The organism is Halomonas sp. DP8Y7-3, from assembly GCF_019801675.1.
GTDB lineage: Bacteria > Pseudomonadota > Gammaproteobacteria > Pseudomonadales > Halomonadaceae > Halomonas > Halomonas litopenaei_A.
The window spans coordinates 80,139-100,277 of record NZ_JAHVIO010000009.1 but is presented as its reverse complement, the minus strand read 5'-3'; the positions used below and the strand labels follow the sequence as shown (position 1 = coordinate 100,277).

The window sequence follows — 20,139 nt, the reverse complement described above, 5'->3', positions numbered from 1 at the left end:
GGCGGACGTCGACTCAGAATGACGGTCCCCGCCGGTCTCGGCGAGACGACCAATGTCGACTGTCATGTTGCCCCGCAACATGACCAGCGCCAACCCCACTGTCCTAACCAGCACATTGATGACGTCAACGCTTGGCGCGGGCGTCCCACATCGCCTATTTGCGCCAGAACATCGGAGTCAACAACACCAGCACCGTCAGAATTTCCAGGCGCCCCATCAGCATGCCCACACATAACAGCCACTTGGCCGCATCGGGCAGGGTCGAGAAATTTCCGGCAGGGCCAATGATGTCTCCAAGCCCCGGCCCCACATTGGTGACCGCCGTGGCTGCCCCGGTCAGCGCCGTCACCAGGTCCAGCCCCAAAAGGCCCAGCGCCAGTGCCAGACCGGCAATGGTCAGGAAGAAGAAGAACGAGAAGGCGACGACGCCTCGACTGATCTCGTCCGATAGCGGGACGCCGTTATAGCGCGATACGAACACGCCATGGGTATGGATCAGAAAACGCAGCTGGCTCAGCAACATCTTGATAGCCACCTGAAAGCGGAAGATCTTCATGCCACCGCTGGTAGACCCACTGCAGCCGCCCACGAAGGTCAGATAGAAGAACGCCATCGCCGCAAAGGGGCCCCACTGACTGTAGTCATCGCTGGCATAGCCCGTGGTGGTCACCACTGACACCACATTGAAAGCAGTGTGCGTCAGCGCCATGAATCCCGGCTCGCCACGCCATACCCGGTAGAGGGTGAGCGCCACAATGACGACCACTAACAGCCACAGCAGACCGCGTACCTGCTCGTCACGCCACAGCGCCAACGGTGCGCCTCTCAGGCAGCGGATGTACAGCACGAACGGCAAGGCGCCGAGCAGCATGAACAGCGTACCCAGCCACAATAGATGAGGCTGATCGGCATAGGCCCCGAAAGAAGCATCCGAGTTGGCAAAACCGCCGGTCGACGCTGAGGTCATGGCATGGACCACCGCGTCCAGTGGGGTCATGCCACCGAGGGCATAGGCCAGCGTTGCCGCCAGGGTACCGAACACGTAGATGCCAAGGGTGGCCTTGGCGATTCCGCCGGTACGCGGCATCACCTTGTCCGACCAGTCAGACGACTCCGTCTGGAACAGGCGCATCCCCCCGACCTTGAGGAATGGAAGGATGGCGATACCCATGACGATGATGCCGATGCCCCCGAGCCACTGCATCAGGCCACGCCATAGCTTGAGGCCATCGGATAGCCCATCGATATCCGTGAGGATGGTCGAGCCGGTGGTCGTGATCGCGGACACCGACTCGAACACCGCATTGGTCAGCGTCAGGTGGGGCGCCCCCAGCACCAGTGGAAGGCTGGCGAAGCCACTGATACTGAGCCAGCTCAGGGTGGTCAGCACGAACATCTGCCGGGTCTTGAGCTCCACCGGGATGCGCCAGGTCAACCACCAGCACACCAGCACCGTTGCCAGTACCGTCAACAGCGAGCGGGCGAAGGCAGGAGCATCACTGTCGCCCTCCCATAGCAGTACCCCCCATGGCAGCAGCATGAACAGCGCCAATACCAGCCACAGCACCGACAGCACCTTGAGCACAGGAGCCCAATCCAGCCACCAGCGCAGCATCCCAGTCCCTCGGGCCATAGTGGTTCTCTCACTGATTGTCGGCGCTCATCATAGACCAACGGCGCACCCGGAAAAGCCCCTTCTGCTCACACCCTGATGTGATCACGGATGACAGAACGGCACGACATGGCGACAATAGCGCGCCTTGAGTTCGCATTCACGCCATAGGTACCCCCACGATGTCTCTGCCCCTGCCCATTCTTTACCAGGACAACGACCTTGTGGCGGTGCACAAGCCTTCAGGGCTGCTGGTTCATCGCAGCCCCCTGGCCCGAGGAGAAACCGAGTTCCTGCTGCAACGGCTGCGCGATCAGCTGGGGCAACGGGTCTACCCGGTGCATCGACTCGACAGACCGACCTCAGGGGTGATGGTGTTTGCCCTGTCACCTGAGATGGCCGCGCCGTTGAGCCAAGCCTTCAGCGAGCGCCACGTCGACAAGCGTTATCTGGCAGTGGTGAGGGGCATCGGGCCCGATCATGAGCGCATTGATCGAGCGCTGCGGGAAGAAGATGGAACACGCCCCAAGGCCGACATGCCGGCCATGCCCGCCATCACCGAGGTGCGACGGCTCGACAGCGTGGAGCTGCCGGTGCGAATCGATCGCTACCCCCAGGCCCGCTATTCACTGATGGAAGCCACACCAATGAGCGGCCGACGCCACCAGATCCGCCGACACCTCTCTGGCATCGGCTACCCCATCATTGGCGACGCCAAGCACGGCAAGGGCAACCATAACCGCTTCTTTCGTGACCAACTGGACTGCGATCGCCTGCTGCTGGCCGCCGTGAGCCTGGCATTCGAGCACCCCCGTGAACGCCACCGGCTTCACCTCTGCTGCCCACTGGATGACACCATGACTCGTCTGTTCGATCGCTTTGGCTGGCGCGCTCACCTTCCTCGGCCCGGCGCTGACCTGACGCCGCCAACGACCCACCGAGATCGCCCATGAGTAACGATATATCCCACCAGGACAACGACTACGACTTGCGCTTCGGGGGCATCCGCCGCCTGTATGGAGCGACCGCCGTCCAACGCCTCGCCCACGCCCACGTGGTGGTGGTCGGAGTGGGAGGCGTCGGCAGCTGGGCGGTGGAGGCGCTGGCGCGAAGTGGTATCGGCAAGTTGACCTTGATCGACCTCGATGACGTCTGCGTGTCCAACATCAATCGTCAACTGCACGCACTGGACGGCACCATCGGTCGTCCCAAGGTGGAGGTACTGGCCGAGCGCTGCCGAGCCATTCACCCCGGTATCGAGGTAGTGACCGATGTGGCCTTCGCCACGCCCACCAATCTCGCCGAGCGCATTCCTGCCGATGCCGATCACCTGATCGACGCCATCGACAGCGTGGTGGCCAAGGCCGCGTTGATCGCATGGTGCAAGCGCCGCAAGCTGCCCCTGACGGTGACCGGCGCCGCCGGTGGCCAGACCGACCCTACGCGAATCAAGGTCGCCGACCTGACCCGCACGGAACACGACCCGCTGCTGGCCAAGGTTCGCTCACGCTTGCGCCGAGACCATGGGTTCTCGCGCAACCCCAAGCGACGCTTCAGCGTCGAGTGCGTCTACTCCGACGAACAGCTGGTCTATCCCGGACAGGACGGCGAGGTCTGTCACACCAAACCTGGTGCCGGTGAGGCCACTCGACTGGATTGTGAAGGCGGTTTCGGCGCCGCCACCTTTGTCACCGGCAGCTTCGGCTTTGTCGCCGCTTCCCGTGCGCTGGCCAGACTCACCCGGGTCAACTGAGCAAGCGCCTTGCCACACCGCTAGACACCTTACGGGCCAGCCACGCCACGGGCCTCACGAAAAAGCCCAGCCCGAAGGGAGTCCGGCGTCCATCATGTCAGGAGACGACCATGACACCCCTTTCCCATCCTCCGGTACCCGGCATCTATCGCCACTACAAGGGCGCGCTTTACGAGGTCTGCGGCGTCGCCCAGCACAGCGAGAACGAGGAGGCGCTGGTGGTCTACCGCGCGCTGTATGGCGACTACGGCCTGTGGGTACGTCCGCTGGAGATGTTCTGCGAAACCGTCCAGGTCGACGGGGAGAACCGACCGCGATTTGCCCTCGAGAAGGCATTTTGAACGGCGGCAAGGCGTTTTTTAACGCCGTATCACCAAGCGCAGGCACTTTTCGTGCAAGCCCTAGGCGGTAAAGCCGCCATCGACGGTATATTGCGATCCCGTCACAAAGGCGGCCTCATCGGAAAGCAGGAACGCCACGACATTGGCCACTTCCTCCGACGTTCCGATACGCCCGATGGGATGCAGCGCAGCGAGCGAGTGATATTCTTCACGGCTCAACGCATCAAGCAGCGGCGTGTCGATGTAGCCGGGATGCACGGAGTTGATGCGAACGCCCTGGGCGGAATACTGAAGTGCTGCACTTTTGGTCAACCCCGATACCGCGTGCTTTGCCGCGGCATACGGCACATAGTTAGGCGTACCCAAGAGGCCCAGGACGGACGCTGTATTCACAATGGCCCCACCGCCACCCGCAACAATGGCGGGAATCTGGAATTTCAGGCCATAGAAAACCGCATCAAGGTTGATATCGATGAGCTGCTTGTACGCCTCGATATCGACGTCGTGCAATGGCCCTTGCGGGCCGATGATGCCGGCATTGTTGAACGCTAGCTGCAAAGCCCCGAATTCTTCGACGGCAAACGCCACCGCGGCCTCATTCACGGCGGGTAACGTGAAGTCTCCGCCGAATGCGACCGCCTTGCCACCCGCTGCAGCAATCTCGTCCACTACCGCCAGAGCAGCTTGCTCGTGCAGATCTGCGACGATCACCGCCGCGCCTTCGGCGGCTAACTTGACGGCTGTCGCCTTCCCGATCCCGGAGGCCGCGCCAGTGAGCAGTGCTGTCTTTCCCTCGAACCGAATCGACATGAGTCTTCTCCCTTCTGCACGGGACATGCGTGCGTACGCAGCAGGCGTACATCGCACAGCGTCGTAGCCTCTCAGTGCTCGGGTTGCTGCGCATCAAGCAGATTAGCAGACGGCCAGCCGCGCGCTGGCCTCAAGGTATCGCTCAGGCAGGCCGATAACCGGCTTGATCATGGCCAAACGCTGGACGCGGCTCGCTGCATGGGCCCTCGCGCAGTGGCAACGCGCTTCACCGCCACCATGGCGACCTCCCGATAGAGCACAGTTATCTCCATCAGGCGCACGTGTGCGGCAGTGCCTTCGAAGAGTAGGACTGAGAGTTCCCGCGTCCACTGGCTCACCAGAAAAGGCCGATCCCAGTGCGCGCCAAGCGCGACCTAGGTGCTAATCCCTGGACTCACCGCTGTGTGGGTGACCTGTCCTACTCGTGATCAGGGATCTTCTGATCAGCCTGATCGAGGGGGAGCGACTGCTCCCATTTCCGGGTCGACGTCACAAGCAAAAGGGGAGGCCAATGGCCTCCCCTTTTTTGGCATTCTGCATTTAGACATTCTGCGCTTAGACATCCAATGCCTGGCCATCCAACGCCTGGACATTCAGCACCGCATCAGGCGCTGGACAATGTCACAGGTTACTCTTCGCCGCCGGCTTCCTGCATTTGCTTGTGCAAGTAGTTCTGCAGGCCGACCTTGTCGATCAGGCCAAGCTCGGTCTCGATGATGTCGATGTGCTCTTCCTCGTCGTCGAGGATCTTCTGGAACAGATCACGGCTGACGTAGTCCCTGACCTGCTCGCAGTAGGTGATGGCTTCGATCAGATCATTGCGACCCGTGTGCTCTGCCGCCAGGTCAGCCTCGAGCATTTCGCGAGTATCTTCGCCAATGTGCAGCTTGCCCAGGTCCTGCAGGTTGGGAATCCCTTCGAGGAACAAAATGCGCTCGATCAGGGTATCAGCGTGGCGCATTTCCTCGATGGACTCGTCGTACTCCCACTTCGCCAGGCGCGCCAAGCCCCAGTCCTTGTACATCTTGGCATGGAGAAAGTACTGGTTGATGGCCACCAGCTCGTTGCCCAGCACGGTGTTCAAATGCTGAATGACCTTGGGATCGCCTTTCATGGGAAGCTCCTCATTGCTTGTCGGTGGTGACCGACCATGCGTTGCCAGTCGACTTGCTATCAATAGACGAGGCTCTGCTACCGCCCCGTTTGCGTATCGTTATTGGACTGCTATCCGCAGGGGGCATCGCCTCCCGCCTCAAGCATGACCAACACACTGGCACGACAAAAGTAGCCCTACCAGCTCCTGTTAAGAAGCAGTATAGGCTACGAATGAGAAAATTCAATCAAATCAATAACTTGATAAAAAGAACTACAACGATATTGATTGCCAATTCAGGCGAGAGAGGCCCTCGACAAGACTGCTGGCGGCTGCCATAACCGTCTCAGGATCAACCGCTTACACCGCCACTTACACCGCATAGGCGAGCGATTCCAGCTCGACGCTCGTGGCTTCCTGGATGGCATCACGGGTGATTTGTTTGCCTACACAGGCACACTTGCCGCACTGAGTGCCACAACCAGTCTCGCGTTGCACCTGGCGCCAGCTGCGCGCACCGTCGTCGACGCTCTGACGAATCTGGCGGTCACTGACCCCTTTGCACAGGCATACGTACATTGCCATCTCTCCTGAATCACTATAGGCAATGTAAATGATTCCCATAGCGGTACGCAACCTTTTCGAGAGTTATTCGTATTCGCTTTCGCTAAAGATATGAATTTCCATGATTCCGCTCAACTTCTGACGCCGCCGTTCAGGCAAGACGTCAGCGTGCGAGGCCCATAACGGACGTAAAAAGAAGAAAGGCCAGACAGGAGAAAGCAGGTGAAGGACTCACCAGGAAGAGGATGGGCCGTGCACAAGGCAGACCTAGACCGCGAACGCTGCGACGCCCGCGCGAGCCATCACGCGTCCATCAAGACCGTTTAGGCAGCACCACGACTTGGGTACCGGAGGCCAGGTCCGCCCAGCTGCGTCGCTCGCCGTCAAACACTACCCAGAGGTGCCCAAGCCCCAAAGGCAGAAAGGACACGGCCCCTACCGCAAATCGCACCATGGTCTGGCGCAAGCTGATAGGCGCCCCGTCAAGCGTCTGCACCCGCAAGCGCCACGCCTGCATGCCCAGAGTCATGCCGCCGCGGCGCCAGAAGAAAGCGAAGAAGGCAAACGCCGCGGCCACCAGCAGCAACCTGAGACTGAACACTTGCCACACACCAGCGCCGACCTCTGCCGGTGCCAGCCCCAGTACCTTGCGCACCACCAGCACGTGCAGTGTGGTAATGGCGATCCAGATGGCGAGCAGCAGAAAACCGTCGTAGAGCATGGCACCGAGGCGGCGCCCGAGCCCCGCCGGCCAGACATCATCAAGATCGGTAAAGCGTCGATTCATGGCAATTGCTCGACCACATCAGCGCACGCCGGCAGAGTGCCCGCGCGCATAGCCTAACCACAGACACCGGCCCAGCCGGTATCCCCCACGCATCAACCGGATCGTCTCAGCAGGTGCAGGCCCAGCAGGGCGCACACCAATGTAGGTGCAAGCACCGCCCAGGCAGGAGAGAATCCGAACACGGTAGACGCAGGCGCCAGCAGGTCCTGCAGGTACTTGAACACCAGTCCGGTAATCACGCCGTAGAACACCCGTGTGCCAGCGGCTACTGTCCGCAATGGACCAAACACAAAGGACGCTGCCACCAGGACCAGCGACGCCATGGTCAAGGGCATCAGCATCTTCTGCCAGAAGTACAAAAGCGGCTGGGTAGCATCCAGGCCCTGGTCATCCAGGTAACTGGCATACGCCCACAGCTCACTGGGCGCCTGGGTTTCCACATCCCGCAGCAGCCGCGAAAGCTGGGTCGGCGACAGACTGGTTTCCCAACGCTGGTCCGGCACCTTGATGACCTCGGTGCGATCATCAGTGAAGTGAGTGACTTCTACCTGTTGCAGCTGCCAGTGCTGCCCCTGCCAGACCGCTCGATGGGCCGTCGTCACCGACTCCAGGCGATGGCCATCAAACTCATAGCGAGTCAGATCCAGCACGGTATCGTCGGCGCGTATGGCACCAAATCGATAGAAATCGTCGCCTTCGCGCTGCCAGCCGCCACGCTCGGTGACCACGGCGCCCTCGCCTTGCATCTGCTGTACCTTCCAGGCGTGGGCAAACTGCTCCGTGCGTGGGCTGACGAACTCGGCCACCGTCAATACGATCACCACCACCAAAATGATGGGCTTCATGACGCCCCAGACGATCCGCGCCAACGAACGGCCCGCTGCGCGCATGACGGTCAGCTCGTTGTTGGAGGCCATGCTGCCAAGTCCGATCAACGCACCGATCAATACGCCTACCGGCGCATATTGGTAGAAGCGCCAGGGCAGCCTCAAACACAGAAACAGGAACACTTCGAAGGCGCCATAGCCTCCCTCGATGTCTCCCAGATCGTCGATGTAGGTGATGATGAGGTCGAGACCCAGCAACACCACCTGTACCACCAGAATGGCACCCAGCACATTGCGGGCGATGTAGCCGTCCAGCCGATCGAGAATCATCCGCTCATTCCCTTGCGTTGGGCGTTGAATGCCAGGCCCAGGCCAAGCAACAGAAAGCCTGCGTGAATCGGCCACATGCCGATGATGGCCGGCAGCGTCCCACCACCGATGGCATCCATGGCGGCCAGCAGCATGCTGAGATAGGCCACATAGAGAAAGATCGCCGGCAACAGCTTGGCGAAGCGCCCCTGACGTGGATTGACCCGCGACAGGGGTTGGGCAAGTAACGTCAGCACAAACACCATCAACGGCGCCCCCAGGCGCCACTGCAGCTGCGCCTTGGCTTCCGGGGTGGGGTCCGCGAGCAGCGCTGGGGTAGTGGCAAACTCGGCCGAGTCCGTTTCTACGGCCTCGACCGCCCGGGCCAGGCGGACGGCATAGGTGCCGAATTCCAGCCGCTCGGCATCGGCACGCCCTGCTTCCGCGCTGTAGCGCTCACCATCTTCCAGCACCAGATAGCGGCTACCGGTATCCGGGTCCACCGTCTGGTATCCCTGGGTCGCCCGGGTCACCACGCTTTCGGGAGACCCGTCGCTGCGTTTCTGGCGCTCGCTGATAAACACCTCCTGCATGCGCTCGCCGTCTGCAGAGACGTCGCTGGCATAGGCAATGCGGCCACTGCCGAACTCCTGGAAGCGTCCGGGCGCCAGCGCCGAGAAATCAAGCTTGCTGCGCTGCTCTTCCAGTACCAGCTCGTTGTGCAGCGCACCGGCCGGTGTCAACCACAGACTGAACATCCCCACCAGCACTGCCACCAGAGTGGCCGGGACCAGGCTGACCGTCAGCAGCCGATTGGGACTGGTGCCGCAGGCCACCAGTACCGTGATTTCGCTGTTCAAGTAGAGCTGGCCATAGGCCAACAGGATGCCCAGGAAAAATGCCAGTGGAAGAATCAGCTCAAGAAAGCCGGGCATGTGGTAGAGCATCAGAGAGCCAAGAATGCTCGCGGGTATCTCGCCCTCAGCCGCATTGGCAAAGTAACGGATGAAACGGCTACCCATGATGACCAGCAACAGCACGCCAGCCACTGCCGACATGGTCAGCAGGATTTCACGGGTAAGATAACGAAAAATGATCAATGCACACTCCTGGCCATGGGCATTCCCAGCTGTCTTCCTTGCTCCAGTGTAACCCCGGGGCGAGTCGCCTTGCCTGAGGCGTTGTCTGATCCCGCCAACGCTAACGGCGGCCATGCAATCCACAGGGTGCTTGGGTACACTGGGTGGACTCGGCATCGTGCCGGCATTATCCAGAATCCCCCTACGCTTGTCTTGTGGAGTCAGCATGGAATTCCCTGTAAAGACGGCCAATCCGGTCAAGATCGAGACTGCCTGCCTGGTTATCCCGGTGTTCAAGGACGGCCAGCTCACCCCTGCCGCAGCCAAGCTCGATGACGCCAGCGAGCGCCTGATTGGACAGCTGATCGAGCGCGGCGACTTCAACGCCAAGCTGGGCAACGTTCAGCTGGTGCCCTTCGCACCGGGTCTGTCTGCCGACCGCCTGCTGCTGGTCGGCTTCGGCGATCGCGCAAAGTGTCAGGAAGGTGCCTTCTGCAAGGCCGTCGATGCCGCCTTCGCGGCGCTGTCCCAGCTCACCATCGATGAAGTCTCGGTCGCTCTCACCGATGTGCCGGTCGATGACCGCGACGTCGACTGGAAGGCCCACAAGATTGCCGAAAGCGCACTCCGTGCCAGCTACCGCTTCACCGACTTCAAGAAGGACGCCGGTCCTGCCCCGAGCCTCAAGAGCGTGTCGATTCTGCTCAGCGAGGGCGATGACCGCGCCTCTGCCGAGGAAGGCGCTCGTCAAGGCGCCGCTGTCGGCACCGGCATCAACCTGGCGCGTCAACTCGGCAATCTGCCCGGCAATGTGTGCACGCCGCGTTATCTGGCCAGCGAGGCCGAGCGCCTGGCGGCAGAGTCCGCGGGTGCCCTGACCACCGAGATCCTCGATGAAGAGGCATTGGAAGCGCTTGGCGCTCACTCGCTGTTGTCGGTTGGCCATGGCAGCGACGAACCCTCGCGGTTGATCGTAATGCGCTACCAGGGGGCTGACGACGAGAACGAAGCCCCCCACGTCCTGGTCGGCAAGGGCATCACTTTCGACACTGGTGGTATCTCGTTGAAGCCTGGCGCGGGCATGGACGAGATGAAGTTCGACATGTGCGGTGCCGCAAGCGTGTTCGGCACCGTGGCCTCCGTGCTGGCCATCAAGCCCAGGATCAACTTGGTGGCCATCGTCGCAGCGGCAGAAAACATGCCCAGCGGACGCGCGACCAAGCCCGGCGATATCATCAAGACGCTGAAGGGCCTGTCGGTGGAGGTGCTCAACACCGACGCCGAAGGCCGCCTGGTCCTGTGCGACGCCCTGACCTATGCCGAGCGCTTTGAACCCGCCAGTGTCGTCGATATTGCCACCCTGACAGGCGCCGCCATCATCGCCCTGGGTCATCACGCCACCGGCCTGATGTCCAACGATGACGATCTGGCCCTGGACCTGCTCGATGCCGGCGAGACCGCCTGGGATCGCGCCTGGCACCTGCCGCTGTGGGACGAGTACCAGGAGCAGCTGGACTCCAACTTCGCCGACCTCGCCAACATTGGCGGGCGTCCGGCGGGGACCATCACCGCCGGCTGCTTCCTGTCACGCTTTGCCACCGACTTCCCCTGGGCACACCTGGATATCGCCGGCACCGCCTGGAACAGCGGCGCCGCCAAGGGTGCCACCGGTCGTCCGGTAGGCCTGTTGACCCGCTACCTGCTCGACCGCGAGTCAGAGGTCGTCGCCAGCGACGACTGAAACAGCGTCTGTCAGGCCAGGCGGTCTGCACTGACAACCCAGCAGCGCCAGCCCCACGACAGTGATGCTGCCTTGTGACCATGACCAGGCTTCCCCGACAGGGGGAGCCTGTGTCATTCTGGCTCTATCGGCAGGAGCGCATTCTGCCCGCCCCATCCTGGTCGAGCCCCTGACTCGACCCCGATCCGCTGTCGCCGCTTGCCATTGCGGCGCGATACGATTCTGGAGAACGACCCGTGTCCATCCAAGGCTTCTCGCTCGAGCCCAACGCCAACGCTACCGATGCGAGCATCCGCAACACTATTCTCGAGAACCCGGGCTTCGGTCGTCACTTTACCGACCACATGGCTCACATCCGTTGGACCGAAGACGCCGGCTTCCACGGTCATCAGGTACGCCCTTACGGCCCGCTATCGCTGGATCCGGCGGCATCCGTGCTGCATTACGCCCAGGAAATCTTCGAGGGCATGAAGGCCTACCGCCATGCCGATGGCAGCGTCTGGACCTTCCGCCCCGAGAAAAATGCCGCACGCTTCCGTGCCAGCGCTCGTCGCCTGGCCTTGCCGGAACTCTCCGACGAGGACTTTATCGGAGCCATCAAGGCGCTGGTTGCCCAGGACGTCGAGTGGGTACCGACGCCGGCAAGCGAGGCTGAAGAGTCCAGCCTTTATCTGCGTCCCTTCATGATTGCCTCCGAGGCCTTCCTGGGTGTGCGTCCCTCCAAGGAAGTGGATTTCTACGTTATCGCTGCACCGGCCTCGGCCTACTTCAAGGGCGGCATCAAGCCGGTGTCCATCTGGCTGTCCTCCAACTACAACCGTGCGGCCCCCGGCGGCACCGGTTCTGCCAAGTGCGGCGGCAACTACGCGGCGTCACTGCTGGCTCAAAAAGAAGCCTTCGACCACGGCTGCGACCAGGTTGCCTTCCTCGACGCCGTCGAGAACACCTGGGTCGAGGAACTCGGTGGCATGAACCTGTTCTTTGTCACCCGTGATGGGCGCCTGGTCACGCCCCGCCTGACGGGCACCATTCTCGAGGGCGTCACCCGAGACTCCATGCTGCAGCTGGCCCGTGACGAAGGCCTGACCCCGGAAGAGCGTCCCATCAGCATTGATGAATGGCGCGACGGCGTCGCGTCCGGCGAAATCACCGAGGTGTTCGCCTGCGGTACCGCCGCGGTGATCACGTCCATTGGTCGACTGGTCAGTGAAGACGGCGTCATCGAGCACTCAGGCAGCAATGAAGTGGCCAGTCGTCTGCGCAAACGCCTGCTGGACATCCAGTATGGTCGCGTCGAGGACACCCACGGCTGGTTGACGCGACTGGTCTAGTACCCGCCGTTCCCCCAACCGCCTCAAGCCACTTCAGACAACAGGCCGCCTGCGGGCGGCCTTTGCCGAGTTTTCAGGTCAGATTGCATGACCAAGATCGACTTCTACATCCTTCCCGACACCACGCTGGAGGCGCGTATCGCCTTCGCCTGCCGGCTGACCGAAACCATCGCACGCAAGGGCTACCGTCTTTACCTTTACGCCGAGGACGAAGCCATGGCCCACGAGCTGGATGAACGTCTGTGGGACTTCCGCCCAGACGCCTTCGTCCCGCACGTCCTTGAAGGCAGCGACGACGCCAGCATCGAAGCGGCCAAGCGTGTGGCAGTGACCATCGGCTGGGAAGGCCCGCCGGCAAGCCTGGACCCGCCTCCCCAGGCCATGCTCAACCTGTCGCCGGAGATTCCCGAGTGGTTCTCCCGCTTCGAGCGGGTGGCAGAAATCATCAACCAGCATCAGGACGTGCTGACGGCCAAGCGCGAGTGCTGGAAGACCTACAAGCAGCGCGGCTATCCCGTCACCCCGCACCAGCTAAAGGGTCAGGGGTAATCGATCAACGCTTGGTTGGCATCTCATCGTCATCCGCGCCGTCAGCGCGGATGACACGGCAGCATATATCTTGTGAGACGACGAGGTTGGTGCTGCCTTGAACGGTGGTGCCCCAAGCCGGATCTACTATGCTAGGAACGAACGTCAGCATCCCTCCCTTGTGTTAGCGACGTCTCATGGCAGCGCCCCTCTGACACGTTGGCGTACTGGAGTCATGTAGTGGACAAGCAATCACTGTTGACACTACTCCGAGAGCATCTACCCACCCTGACTGCCACATTTGGGGTCAAGCATCTTGCCGTGTTTGGCTCGGTAGCGAGGGGGCAAGAGACCTCAAGCAGTGACATAGACGTACTGGTCAGCTTTGACGGCCCTGCTACGTCTCAACGCTACTTTGGCCTTCTCTTCTATCTCGAGGACCTGACCGGAGCACCTGTGGATCTGGTCACCGATACGGCCCTGCGGGACGAGTTGCGCCCTTTCATCGAGAGCGAGGCTGTCCATGTCTAAGGGAGCGCGCCCTCGTGAATGGCGCTTCTACCTTGAGGATATGGCGGCTTTCACACGCAAGGTGCTGAAGTACACCGCTGGCGTGAGCGAAGCGGAGTTCGTCAATGACGAACTTCTGTTTGACGCCACCCTCAGAAACCTGGAATTGATTGGCGAAGCCGCCACTCATGTCCCTCCAGATATCCGTCTGCGCTTTCCTGATATCCCATGGCGCATGGTCATTGCCACGCGCAATCGCCTGATTCATGCCTATCTAGGGATTGATACACACACCGTCTGGAGCATCATCTGCACCGACCTGCCAGCACTCTTGCGCGCTATTGAGGCCATGCAGCGCCACTTGGACGAAAAGAAGCCCTGAATGAACTCCATCTCAAGTGTGCTTACCACCGGTTGCCCCTGACGCCCTGCTTCAGTTCAGGGTATAATCGACGCCATTTTTCGCAGGCCTCGCTCTCGCCAGCGCTCCGTCGGGACGCGTCACGCACGCTCTTGTCAGGCGCGCTGACTCGAGCCGAAGGCCAGCCATCGAACGTCCCGCCCACCCTCGCCATGGCAAGGCCATGATGTCGTCAGGGCGCCGCCAGCAAGAGCATTCCATGGAAAAGACCTACCAACCCGAAAGCATCGAAACCCGCTGGTACCAACGCTGGGAAGAAGACGGCCGTTTTACCCCGTCGGGTGAGGGTGATCCCTTCGCCATCATGATTCCGCCGCCCAACGTGACCGGCAGCCTGCACATGGGCCACGCTTTCCAGGACACCATCATGGATACCCTGATCCGCTGGCGGCGGATGCAGGGCCGCAACACCCTGTGGCAGGTGGGTACCGACCATGCAGGCATCGCCACGCAGATGCTGGTAGAGCGCAAGATCGCCGCAGAGGAAGGCAAGACCCGCCATGACCTGGGCCGCGACGCCTTCATCGACAAGGTGTGGGAGTGGAAACACGAATCCGGCGGGCATATCACTCGTCAGCTCCGCCGCATGGGCGCCAGCCTCGACTGGAGCCGCGAGCGCTTCACCATGGACGACGGCTTCTACAAGGCCGTACAGGAAGTCTTCGTGCGCCTCTACGAAGAGGACCTGGTCTACCGTGGCAAGCGCCTGGTCAACTGGGACCCGACCCTGAACACCGCGATCTCGGACCTTGAGGTAGAGAACCGCGACCAGCAGGGCCAGTTCTGGCACTTCCGTTACCCTCTGGCCGATGGCGTCACCACCGATGCGGGCCTCGACCATCTGGTGGTCGCCACCACTCGTCCCGAGACGCTGCTCGGCGATAGCGCCGTCGCCGTCAATCCAAAGGATGAGCGCTACGCCTCGCTGGTCGGCAAGTTTGTCGAACTGCCGCTGGTCGGTCGCCGCATTCCCATCGTCGCCGATGAACATGCCGACATGGACAAGGGCTCTGGCTGCGTCAAGATCACCCCGGCCCACGACTTCAATGACTATGAGGTCGGCAAGCGTGCTGGCCTGCCACTGATCAACGTCTTCTCCAAGACCGCCCATATTCTCGAGTCTGCCGAAGCCTTTGATATTCAGGGCCGCCCCCTTGGCGATATCGACACCGCGCTGCCCGCGGCCTACGCCGGACTCGACCGCTTCGCCGCACGCAAGGCGGTTGTGGCCGACATGGACGCCCAGGGCCTGCTGGAGAAGACCGAAACCGTCAACAATACCCTGCCCTACGGCGATCGTTCCGGTGACGTGATCGAACCGCTGTTGACCGACCAATGGTTCGTGGCGGTGGAGACCCTGGCCAAGCCCGCCATCGAGGCGGTCGAGAACGGCGACATCCAGTTCGTGCCCAAGAACTACGAGAACATGTACTTCTCGTGGATGCGCGACCTGCAGGACTGGTGCATCTCACGCCAGCTGTGGTGGGGCCACCGCATTCCCGCCTGGTACGACGACGAAGGCAACGTCTATGTAGCGCGCACCGAGGCCGAGGCCCGCGACAAGCATGGCATCGCAGGCGACGTCGCCCTGACCCAGGACGAGGACGTGCTCGACACCTGGTTCAGCTCCGGCTTGTGGACCTTCGGCACCCTCGGCTGGCCCGAACAGACCGACGAGCTCAAGACCTTCCATCCCAGCAGCGTGCTGGTGACCGGCTTCGACATCATCTTCTTCTGGGTCGCGCGGATGATCATGCTGACCCTCAAGTTCACTGACGAAGTGCCGTTCAAGACGGTCTATGTCCATGGTCTGGTGCGTGATGGCCAGGGCCAGAAGATGTCCAAGTCCAAGGGCAATGTGCTCGACCCGATCGACCTGATCGACGGCATCGACCTGGAAGCGCTGGTGGAAAAGCGCACCGGCAACATGATGCAACCGCAGAAGGCCAAGGCCATCGCCAAGGCGACCCGCTCGGAATTCCCCGATGGCATTGAAGCCCATGGCACCGATGCCTTGCGCTACACCTTCCTGTCCCAGGCCACCACCGGCCGCGATATCAAGTTCGACATGGGGCGGCTGGACGGTTATCGCAACTTCTGCAACAAGTTGTGGAACGCCTCACGCTACGTGTTGATGAATACCGAAGGCGAAGACTGTGGCCGCCATGGGGAAGACGTCGAACTGTCCCTGGCCGACCGCTGGATCGAGGCCCGACTGACCCAGACCATCACCCAGGTGACCCGGGCGATGGAAGAGTTTCGCTTTGACCATGCGTCGCAGGCGCTCTACGACTTCGTCTGGAACGAGTACTGCGACTGGTACGTCGAGCTCTCCAAGCCGGTGCTGTGGGACGAAAGTGCCAGCGAAGCCGCCAAGCGCGGCACTCGCCGCACCCTGGTGCGGGTGCTGGAGTCCATCCTGCGTCTGGCGCATCCCATGATGCCGTACATCTCCGAGGAGATCTGGCAGCGCGTGGCGCCGTTGGCCGGTACTCTCGAGGGCGACAACGACTCGCTGATGGCCAAGGCCTGGCCGCTGGCCGACGACGCCCTGATCGACCAGGACGCCATTCGCGATATCGAATGGCTGAAGGGCGTGATCGTGGCGGTACGTAACATTCGCGCCGAGATGAACATCGCCCCAGGCAAACCGCTTGATGCGGTACTGACCAAGGGCAGCGAGGCCGATCGTACACGCTTGTCCGACAACCGTCTGTTCCTGTCGAAGCTGGCCAAGCTCGCGTCCATCGAATGGCTGGAGGACGCAAGCCAAGCCCCGCTGTCCGCCACTCAGCTGGTGGGTGAGATGGAAGTGCTGGTGCCGATGGCCGACCTGATCGACAAGGATGCCGAACTGGCACGTCTGGGCAAGGAGATCGACAAACAGGACAAGCTGATCATGGGCGTCGAGAAGAAACTCGCCAACGAAGGCTTCGTGGCCAAGGCGCCGGCGGCGGTCATCGACAAGGAGCGCGGCAAGCTCGAGGAGTATCAGGCGGCTCGTCGTGTGCTGGTCGAGCAGCGCGAGAAAATCGCCGCGCTTTAATAAGCGCCCGCCCTCGCGCCTTCATCAGCGCCCGCCCAAGCGCCGTAAGCAACACCCGCCCATCGGCCTGACATCGACCCCGCCCCTCGCACTGGCGGGGTCGATGTGTTGGGGCCAGCGATCAGCCGGCAGCCTGGCTGGCCAGCGAGCGTCGTGCCAACTCCACGGCCGACGCCACCGCCGTCCTGGCCTGGGGGCTGTTCTTCCAACAGGTACTGCCAAGCATCGACGCCACCTGTTCAACGATGTCTGGCATCTCGTACTCGGCCAACGCCTCGAAAGAGTCGATGCCGATCTCCTCGAAGCGCTGCACGACGCTGGGTCCTACCCCGCGTAGCTCAAGCAGCGCCGCCCGTTCCTGGTCAGTGAATGCCATGCTGTCTCTCCGTGTGTTGTCGGCTTCCCCGTCGACACCATCAGCATAGGCATTGCGCGCTAGGGAAACGCTGCCGCATGCCACTGACGCACAGGCGCGGCGTCTTGCCCCTCATGCATCAGCTGGCGTCGCGGAACCCACCCAGCACCAGCGAGTTGGGGCCAAAGAACACCAGGCGGTCATGGTCGATCAGATAGCGGTAGGCGTTGTCGAGCATATCGCGAACCTGCTGGGCCCCCTGGGGGTTGGCACAGGCCATGCGGGTAGCCGTCAGCTCGCTGAAGTCGATCCGCTGACTGTCGCCAAAGCGCACGCTACCGGTAAATCGATTGCAGCCGTCACTGCCACTGACGCTGCCGTCACGGGCGACTTCAAAATAGGGCTTGGTGGGCATGCTGAGCCGATCACTGGTACCGACCAGCAGCAGGTTCCAGCGCTTGCCGACCACCGGGCTGGATACGCTGCCTGGTGCTGCGGTGCCGCCGCTGTCGACAGTGGACGAAGGCTGACTGGAACAGGCTCCCAGTGCCAGGGCGCAAACGCTGAGAGCGGTGATACGACGAAGTCGTGGCAGAACCATTCGTAGCAGAACCATGCTATCTTCCTTGCAGCTTTATCATCAGGATGCCGCCTAATATGCCAGAAAACCGCGCCATCTCGCCCGGTTTTGTCCAAATCTCTTGGGCACTGCGCTATCGGCACGGTGTTCTGTCATGGCCACTCAAGCCCATCGTGAAAAGGACCTCACCATGCTCAAAGCCCTCGACAACGACGACCTGGGAAAGCTGATCCTGCGCCTGGCGCTGGGCATCATGATCCTGCTCCACGGCATCAACAAACTGATCAATCCCGGCAGCCTTTCCTGGATCGGCGACACTCTGGCCTCCCATGGATTACCGACGGTGCTGGCCTACGGCGTTCTGCTGGGCGAGGTCGTCGCTCCGTTGATGGCGATTCTGGGCTGGAACACCCGCATCGCGGGCCTTTTGATCGCAGGCAACATGGTCGTGGCCATCTACCTGGCTCACATGGGCGAATTGTTCAGTCTGGCCAGCAGCGGCGGCTGGGCCCTGGAGTTGCAGGGCATGTTCCTGTTTGGCGCCTTGGCCATGATGTTCCTCGGTAGCGGCCGCACCGCGCTCAAGCCCGACTGAGCGCTGCAGCGCCTTCTCGCTGTCAAGCAACGCCACATCCTCGCCAACCCGCGTTCCCCGACACCGCCCACCTCCCAGGCGGTGTCCTGTTGCCGTCGCCCGTCCAGCACCAGCACGTCCGGGCCGAGCTCAACTAACGTCGAACGTCTCCTTGATGAGTGTCATCTAGCCCTTGGCTTAACTGTGCGTAAATAAGCAGGACACGTTCAGGTTTGCTCTCTCGCGAGAGAAGACGTTTTGCCCTAGCCGACACACGGAGCCCATCATGCTCGCGTTCAAGCCCATCCCCGCCCTGGTCGCCATTGCCCTGGGCCTGGCGATCTGGTTTGCCGTCCCTATTCCAGACGGCGTCACCCCCGAAGCCTGGCACCTGCTGGCGATCTTTGTCGCCACCATCGCTGCCATCATTGGCAAGACCATGCGCATCGGCGCCCTGGCCATCATCGCCATCACCTTGGTCGCTCTGACCGGTGTCACCAACCCGGACAACTCCAAGGCCGCGGTAGCGGATGCCCTGTCGGGGTTTTCCAACCCGCTGATCTGGCTGATCGGCCTGGCCATCATGATCTCGCGGGGGCTGGCCAAGACAGGGCTTGGCAACCGCATTGGCTACGCCTTTATTGCCGCCTTCGGCAAGCGCACCCTGGGCATCGGCTACGCCCTTTCCCTGGCCGAGCTGACCATCGCGCCGATTACCCCCAGCAACACGGCGCGGGGCGGGGGCATCATGCACCCGATCATGCGCTCCATTGCTGACAGCTTCGGCTCGTCACCTGACGCCGGTACCAGCAAGAAGATCGGTGAGTATCTGGCGCTGGTGAACTATCACGCCAACCCAATCACCTCGGCCATGTTCATCACCGCCACTGCCCCCAACCCCTTGATCGTCGACCTGATCGCCAAGGCCACGGGCTCCGCCATCTCGATCACCTGGACCCAATGGGCGCTGGCGGCACTCCTTCCTGGCCTGGTCGCCATCGCCCTGATGCCAGCGGTGCTCTACGTACTGTATCCACCGGAACTCAAGCGCACTCCCGACGCTACCTCCTTCGCCCGCAAGCAGCTGGATGACATGGGCGCCCTGACTCGCGCCGAGAAAATCATGATCGGTGTGTTCGGTCTGCTGCTGACGCTTTGGGCAGGCATCCCGGCCATGCTGTTTGGCCCCGAGTTCAAGGTCAACTCGACCACCGTGGCGCTGCTCGGTCTGTCCATCCTGCTGGTGACGGACGTGCTGACCTGGGATGACATCCTTGGCGAAAAATCCGCCTGGGACACCATCGTGTGGTTCGCCGCCCTGGTCATGATGGCAAGCTTTCTGGGCAAGCTGGGACTGATTGGATGGTTCTCAGGCGTCATCGAAGAAGGCATCGGTAGCCTCCACATGGGCTGGTTCGGCATGGCGCTGGCGCTGACCGCTGTATACTTCTATGCCCACTACTTCTTTGCCAGTACCACCGCCCATATCACCGCCATGTACGCCGCCTTCCTGGCTGCCGGCATGGCGCTCGGCATCCCTACCCTTTACATCGCCCTGCTGCTGGCCGGCGCATCATCCTTGATGATGTCGCTGACCCACTACGCCACCGGCACCGCGCCGATCATCTTCGGCTCAGGCTATGTGGAACTCGGCACCTGGTGGAAGGCCGGCTTCATCATGAGCATCGTCAACCTCACCATCTGGATCGGGGTCGGCAGCCTGTGGTGGAAGGTGCTCGGCTACTGGTAAGCCCATCTAGCGATCCGTGGCCCCACCTCGAGACGCCACCGCCTTGCGGTGGCGTTGTCGTCTGGCCTGTCGGTTGGCTTGCCTGACGTCCCTTCCCGGCGCAGAATCGACAGCGACAGGATGTCGTT

At 61.8% G+C, this 20,139-nt stretch carries 20 protein-coding genes; 11 read left to right on the top strand and 9 right to left on the bottom strand.

Going from position 1 to position 20,139, the window contains the following annotated elements; genetic code table 11:
- Window positions 1–154: 154 nt before the first annotated feature.
- On the bottom strand, window positions 155–1,633 hold the full coding sequence (locus KUV86_RS10190) for a TrkH family potassium uptake protein (RefSeq protein ID WP_222484697.1): 1,479 nt from the start codon (window positions 1,631–1,633) through the stop codon (window positions 155–157).
- A gap of 161 nt (window positions 1,634–1,794) precedes the next feature.
- Between KUV86_RS10190 and KUV86_RS10185 the strand changes: the two genes are divergently transcribed.
- From KUV86_RS10185 to KUV86_RS10175, 3 genes are all read left to right on the top strand, one after another.
- A complete protein-coding gene (locus tag KUV86_RS10185) occupies window positions 1,795–2,565 on the top strand; it encodes a pseudouridine synthase (protein WP_222484695.1) in 771 nt (256 codons plus the stop codon).
- Entirely contained in the window at window positions 2,562–3,365 is an 804-nt protein-coding gene (gene tcdA / locus KUV86_RS10180; protein WP_206941632.1) for a tRNA cyclic N6-threonylcarbamoyladenosine(37) synthase TcdA, read from the top strand. Before KUV86_RS10185 ends, tcdA begins: the two co-directional genes overlap by 4 nt.
- A 110-nt stretch (window positions 3,366–3,475) precedes the next feature.
- Window positions 3,476–3,706, top strand: a complete 231-nt coding sequence (locus tag KUV86_RS10175; protein ID WP_206941634.1) for a DUF1653 domain-containing protein — start codon at window positions 3,476–3,478, stop codon at window positions 3,704–3,706.
- Between the two features lie 60 nt (window positions 3,707–3,766).
- Here the strand turns inward: KUV86_RS10175 and KUV86_RS10170 are convergent, their stop codons facing one another.
- The 6 genes from KUV86_RS10170 to lptF all read right to left on the bottom strand — a co-directional run bounded on the left by KUV86_RS10170 (window position 3,767) and on the right by lptF (window position 9,196).
- Entirely contained in the window at window positions 3,767–4,516 is a 750-nt protein-coding gene (locus tag KUV86_RS10170) for an SDR family NAD(P)-dependent oxidoreductase (RefSeq protein WP_206941636.1), read from the bottom strand.
- 628 nt (window positions 4,517–5,144) lie between these two features.
- Window positions 5,145–5,630, bottom strand: a complete 486-nt coding sequence (gene bfr / locus KUV86_RS10165; protein WP_206941638.1) for a bacterioferritin — start codon at window positions 5,628–5,630, stop codon at window positions 5,145–5,147.
- Window positions 5,631–5,981: 351 nt separating this feature from the next.
- On the bottom strand, window positions 5,982–6,188 hold the full coding sequence (locus KUV86_RS10160) for a bacterioferritin-associated ferredoxin (protein ID WP_206941640.1): 207 nt from the start codon (window positions 6,186–6,188) through the stop codon (window positions 5,982–5,984).
- A 298-nt stretch (window positions 6,189–6,486) separates the two neighbouring features.
- On the bottom strand, window positions 6,487–6,960 hold the full coding sequence (locus KUV86_RS10155; RefSeq protein WP_206941642.1) for an RDD family protein: 474 nt from the start codon (window positions 6,958–6,960) through the stop codon (window positions 6,487–6,489).
- A gap of 92 nt (window positions 6,961–7,052) precedes the next feature.
- Entirely contained in the window at window positions 7,053–8,117 is a 1,065-nt protein-coding gene (gene lptG / locus KUV86_RS10150) for an LPS export ABC transporter permease LptG (protein ID WP_222484693.1), read from the bottom strand.
- Window positions 8,114–9,196, bottom strand: coding sequence for an LPS export ABC transporter permease LptF (gene lptF / locus KUV86_RS10145; protein ID WP_206941647.1), 1,083 nt, complete (start codon window positions 9,194–9,196; stop codon window positions 8,114–8,116). The genes lptG and lptF overlap by 4 nt, the downstream gene beginning before the upstream one ends.
- Window positions 9,197–9,401: 205 nt before the next feature.
- On the opposite strand from lptF, the gene KUV86_RS10140 reads away from it, so the two are divergent.
- The 6 genes from KUV86_RS10140 (at window position 9,402) to KUV86_RS10115 (ending at window position 16,752) form a co-directional block, all read left to right on the top strand.
- Complete coding sequence (locus KUV86_RS10140) at window positions 9,402–10,916, top strand: leucyl aminopeptidase (RefSeq protein WP_222484691.1); 1,515 nt, start codon at window positions 9,402–9,404, stop codon at window positions 10,914–10,916.
- A gap of 236 nt (window positions 10,917–11,152) precedes the next feature.
- Window positions 11,153–12,247 (top strand): branched-chain amino acid aminotransferase, encoded by a 1,095-nt coding sequence (locus KUV86_RS10135; RefSeq protein ID WP_206941651.1) that lies wholly within the window; start codon window positions 11,153–11,155, stop codon window positions 12,245–12,247.
- Window positions 12,248–12,334: 87 nt separating this feature from the next.
- Window positions 12,335–12,796 carry a DNA polymerase III subunit chi gene (locus KUV86_RS10130; protein WP_222484689.1) on the top strand — a complete coding sequence of 154 codons (462 nt, stop codon included), beginning with the start codon at window positions 12,335–12,337 and terminating at the stop codon, window positions 12,794–12,796.
- A gap of 219 nt (window positions 12,797–13,015) precedes the next feature.
- The gene (locus KUV86_RS10125) at window positions 13,016–13,306 is read left to right on the top strand and encodes a nucleotidyltransferase family protein (RefSeq protein ID WP_222484440.1); all 291 of its coding nucleotides are present in this window, start codon (window positions 13,016–13,018) and stop codon (window positions 13,304–13,306) included.
- Entirely contained in the window at window positions 13,299–13,667 is a 369-nt protein-coding gene (locus tag KUV86_RS10120) for a DUF86 domain-containing protein (protein WP_222484443.1), read from the top strand. Before KUV86_RS10125 ends, KUV86_RS10120 begins: the two co-directional genes overlap by 8 nt.
- 238 nt (window positions 13,668–13,905) lie before the next feature.
- Window positions 13,906–16,752 (top strand): valine--tRNA ligase, encoded by a 2,847-nt coding sequence (locus KUV86_RS10115; protein ID WP_222484687.1) that lies wholly within the window; start codon window positions 13,906–13,908, stop codon window positions 16,750–16,752.
- A gap of 121 nt (window positions 16,753–16,873) precedes the next feature.
- Here KUV86_RS10115 and KUV86_RS10110 read toward each other — a convergent pair whose 3' ends face one another.
- Window positions 16,874–17,128 (bottom strand): helix-hairpin-helix domain-containing protein, encoded by a 255-nt coding sequence (locus KUV86_RS10110; RefSeq protein WP_206941664.1) that lies wholly within the window; start codon window positions 17,126–17,128, stop codon window positions 16,874–16,876.
- 118 nt (window positions 17,129–17,246) lie between these two features.
- Entirely contained in the window at window positions 17,247–17,723 is a 477-nt protein-coding gene (locus tag KUV86_RS10105; protein WP_261397607.1) for an META domain-containing protein, read from the bottom strand.
- Between the two features lie 154 nt (window positions 17,724–17,877).
- On the opposite strand from KUV86_RS10105, the gene KUV86_RS10100 reads away from it, so the two are divergent.
- On the top strand, window positions 17,878–18,282 hold the full coding sequence (locus KUV86_RS10100) for a DoxX family protein (RefSeq protein WP_206941666.1): 405 nt from the start codon (window positions 17,878–17,880) through the stop codon (window positions 18,280–18,282).
- A gap of 265 nt (window positions 18,283–18,547) precedes the next feature.
- Window positions 18,548–20,011, top strand: coding sequence for a DASS family sodium-coupled anion symporter (locus tag KUV86_RS10095; RefSeq protein WP_222484685.1), 1,464 nt, complete (start codon window positions 18,548–18,550; stop codon window positions 20,009–20,011).
- Window positions 20,012–20,139: the final 128 nt, after the last annotated feature.

What these genes read in the sequence shown, in the direction of transcription:
- KUV86_RS10100 (WP_206941666.1), top strand. Translation starts at nt 17,878, where the DNA reads ATGCTCAAAGCCCTCGACAACGACGACCTGGGAAAGCTGATCCTGCGC.
- KUV86_RS10160 (WP_206941640.1), bottom strand. Translation starts at nt 6,188, where the DNA reads ATGTACGTATGCCTGTGCAAAGGGGTCAGTGACCGCCAGATTCGTCAG.
- KUV86_RS10115 (WP_222484687.1), top strand. Translation starts at nt 13,906, where the DNA reads ATGGAAAAGACCTACCAACCCGAAAGCATCGAAACCCGCTGGTACCAA.
- KUV86_RS10190 (WP_222484697.1), bottom strand. Translation starts at nt 1,633, where the DNA reads ATGGCCCGAGGGACTGGGATGCTGCGCTGGTGGCTGGATTGGGCTCCT.
- lptG (WP_222484693.1), bottom strand. Translation starts at nt 8,117, where the DNA reads ATGATTCTCGATCGGCTGGACGGCTACATCGCCCGCAATGTGCTGGGT.
- bfr (WP_206941638.1), bottom strand. Translation starts at nt 5,630, where the DNA reads ATGAAAGGCGATCCCAAGGTCATTCAGCATTTGAACACCGTGCTGGGC.
- KUV86_RS10105 (WP_261397607.1), bottom strand. Translation starts at nt 17,723, where the DNA reads ATGGTTCTGCTACGAATGGTTCTGCCACGACTTCGTCGTATCACCGCT.
- KUV86_RS10155 (WP_206941642.1), bottom strand. Translation starts at nt 6,960, where the DNA reads ATGAATCGACGCTTTACCGATCTTGATGATGTCTGGCCGGCGGGGCTC.
- KUV86_RS10140 (WP_222484691.1), top strand. Translation starts at nt 9,402, where the DNA reads ATGGAATTCCCTGTAAAGACGGCCAATCCGGTCAAGATCGAGACTGCC.
- KUV86_RS10110 (WP_206941664.1), bottom strand. Translation starts at nt 17,128, where the DNA reads ATGGCATTCACTGACCAGGAACGGGCGGCGCTGCTTGAGCTACGCGGG.
- KUV86_RS10120 (WP_222484443.1), top strand. Translation starts at nt 13,299, where the DNA reads ATGTCTAAGGGAGCGCGCCCTCGTGAATGGCGCTTCTACCTTGAGGAT.
- KUV86_RS10095 (WP_222484685.1), top strand. Translation starts at nt 18,548, where the DNA reads ATGCTCGCGTTCAAGCCCATCCCCGCCCTGGTCGCCATTGCCCTGGGC.
- tcdA (WP_206941632.1), top strand. Translation starts at nt 2,562, where the DNA reads ATGAGTAACGATATATCCCACCAGGACAACGACTACGACTTGCGCTTC.
- KUV86_RS10130 (WP_222484689.1), top strand. Translation starts at nt 12,335, where the DNA reads ATGACCAAGATCGACTTCTACATCCTTCCCGACACCACGCTGGAGGCG.
- KUV86_RS10185 (WP_222484695.1), top strand. Translation starts at nt 1,795, where the DNA reads ATGTCTCTGCCCCTGCCCATTCTTTACCAGGACAACGACCTTGTGGCG.
- KUV86_RS10175 (WP_206941634.1), top strand. Translation starts at nt 3,476, where the DNA reads ATGACACCCCTTTCCCATCCTCCGGTACCCGGCATCTATCGCCACTAC.
- KUV86_RS10170 (WP_206941636.1), bottom strand. Translation starts at nt 4,516, where the DNA reads ATGTCGATTCGGTTCGAGGGAAAGACAGCACTGCTCACTGGCGCGGCC.